Consider the following 2,155-nt stretch of genomic DNA (forward strand, 5'->3'; position numbering starts at 1 on the left):
CACCTGCAGCGCGTTCACCCCCAGCGCGACGATCAGCTGCGCATCCGGCCGCTGGCTGTAATTGCCTTCGATGGTCGCGGTGGTGTTGGCGTTGACCAGCACCACGCTGGCGCCGTTGTCGACGTTGCCGATCACCCGCGGCGTGCCGGGCATGAACTGCAGGCCGGCCATCGAGGCACCACCGGAACCGGAGACGCTCACGTTGGAACGGATCACGGCGCCACCGCGCAGGGCCAGGGTGCCGCGCTCGATGCGGGTCGCACCGCTGTAGCTGTTGTTGCCGCTCAGCTCCAGCCGGCCATCGCCGCGCTTGATCAGGCCGCCAGCGCCGGCGATGTCGTTGCTCCAGATCGAGCCCGAAGAGGCCGCGTCGACATTGACCGTGGCATCGCCCCAGTCGAAGCGGCCGGGACCGTTCACCGCCTTGCCGACGTTGAGCATGCCGTAGCCGTAGATGGGATCGACGCCCGGCGCCCCGATGTCGGTGGCGGTGCCGAGCAGGGTCTGCCGCACCAGGTCGTTGTCGAAGTAGGGATAGCGCTGCCAGACCAGCGCCGCAGCACCGGAGATCAGCGGCGCGGCGAAGGACGTACCGTAGTTCCACAGGTACTTGCCGGTACCCGGCTCCGGGAACACCGCGCTGCCGGGAGCGGTCAGGCAATAGCGCGCGGCGTCGCCACAGGCATTGGCCCACGGCGCACGTTCACCGGGCTTGTTCGGATCGATTGCAGTAGCTACCAGCCAGCCTTTTTCCAGATCCGCTGCCGGCAGCGATCCGCCGAAGCCACGCTGGCTGGGCAGCGCGGCCACGCTGCTGGGCTGGTCGCGCCCTTCGTTGCCTGCGGCGAACACCACCAGGCCACCGTGATTGATGATGAAGGGGCGGTATTCGCCCGCGACCTGCGCTGTGGTGCCGAGGTCGGTCCAGTACAGGCCGCCCCATGAATTGTTCATCACCTTCACGCCGTAGTTGATCAGGTCCTGGTGAACCCCGGCCACGCCCAGCGTGCCGCTGAAGGAGTTGCCCTTGCCACTGCCGTCATCCTTGGGCGTGGTGTCGGAAATGATGCGTGCCGAGACGATCTCCGCCCCCTGTGCGATGCCGCCGGGCCAGACCCCCACCGGTACACCGGCCGCCAGGCTGGCGACGGCCGTGCCATGGCCAAGCACGTCATCGACGTTGAGATTGTTGCGGCTCGGGTCGATGTAGTTGAGGTTGGCCACCACCCGTCCGTTCAGCGCCTCGGCACTGCGCAGCACGCCCGAATCGACGATGCCGATGCGCACGCCCCGGCCGGTCGCGCCGGTGGCCTGTGCGGCACGCGCGTTGGTCTGTGCCAGATGCGCATCCACGACCGGCTCAAGCGGTCTGGCAGCGGGAGGCGGGGTGACCGGGGGCGTGACCGGAGGCGTGGTCGGGGGCGGGTCGATGCGCACGTTGCTGCCGCCGCCTCCACCGCCACACGCCGTCAGCGCCACCGCCAGCGCCGATGCCAGGACCGACCTTCCCATCGTCTTACGTTCCATCGTTTCCTTCCCATGAACGTTGGCCTGCCGCCATCCGGGCAGGCATCCAGTACTGCCCAGCGGCAGTCTTCGCCGACCCTCTATACTGGGCCGACCCCCACGCAGTCTGCCGGGAAACGGCGCCGTATCCAACGCCCGTCGTCTCCTTTCCGAACATTGCTCACGCATCAACGAGATTGCCATGTCCAACATCGTCATCGCCGCCGCCAAGCGCACCGCCATCGGCTCCTTCCTCGGCCAGTTCAACGGCGTTCCGACCCCGACCCTCGGCGCGGCCGCCATCGCCGCCGCGCTGGAACAGTCGGGCGTGCCTGCCAGCGACGTCTCCGAAGTCCTGATGGGCTGCGTGCTGCCGGCCAATCTCGGCCAGGCCCCTGCCCGCCAGGCAGCGATCGCCGCCGGTATTCCGCTGTCGGTCGGCGCCACCACCCTCAACAAGGTCTGCGGTTCGGGCATGAAGGCCATCATGCTCGGGCATGACCTGATCAAGGCCGGTTCGGCCAAGGTCGTGGTCGCCGGCGGCATGGAGTCGATGTCCAACGCGCCGCACCTGTTGCCCAATTCGCGCACCGGCAACCGTTTCGGCAACTTCCAGGCGGTGGACCACATGGCCCACGACGGCCTGGTC

Annotated in this window: 2 protein-coding genes; one reads left to right on the forward strand and one right to left on the reverse strand. The window is 68.2% G+C overall.

Going from position 1 to position 2,155, the window contains the following annotated elements:
* On the reverse strand, nucleotides 1-1,527 hold a 1,527-nt coding region (locus tag AC1VAN_RS19600; protein ID WP_480986514.1), incomplete at its 3' end, for a S8 family serine peptidase.
* A 181-nt stretch (nucleotides 1,528-1,708) separates the two neighbouring features.
* On the opposite strand from AC1VAN_RS19600, the gene AC1VAN_RS19605 reads away from it, so the two are divergent.
* Nucleotides 1,709-2,155, forward strand: a 447-nt coding sequence (locus tag AC1VAN_RS19605) for a thiolase family protein (RefSeq protein WP_480986515.1), incomplete at its 3' end; no start/stop codon positions are given.

The sequence above is a fragment of the Stenotrophomonas sp. 05L44_2 genome (assembly GCF_056665995.1).